Raw genomic sequence first — 374 nt, 5'->3', positions numbered from 1 at the left:
TCACTAATAGATTAACTGTTCTAATAATAAAACCATTCAAACTAATACACTTTCTATTTTAATCCAGATTTGCTTTCGCTTAAAATATATATTATTAATCTAAAGTATTCTTTATTTTAATGGAAGCGATTTCTGTTCATCCTTGGTAGATTGATTTTTAGCAACATGGGGTTCAATTTTGGAATTAAATTATATTTTTAGTTCTGTTGCCAAAATCAACTTCGAAACAGATAAATGGTATTATATTAGTCAAAAAGAATAGCTGAATTTATGACAAGATGTAACGAGCAATGATGAAATTACACAAGTACAAGTTCAAAAAATCAAACAGAACAACAATAAAGAATTATACGAAATGGCGAAGTATTCTGGTA

At 26.7% G+C, this 374-nt stretch carries 1 pseudogene; it reads left to right on the top strand.

Annotated elements, in window-relative coordinates:
- Positions 1–217 precede the first annotated feature (217 nt).
- Positions 218–374, top strand: a pseudogene (locus HMPREF2937_RS14015) (replication protein); the annotation flags it as partial.

It is taken from the genome of Staphylococcus sp. HMSC061G12 (assembly GCF_001838465.1).
GTDB classification, from domain to species: domain Bacteria; phylum Bacillota; class Bacilli; order Staphylococcales; family Staphylococcaceae; genus Staphylococcus; species Staphylococcus simulans.
The sequence above is the reverse complement of the archived record's forward strand: the minus strand, read 5'-3'. Positions and strand labels throughout refer to the sequence as shown.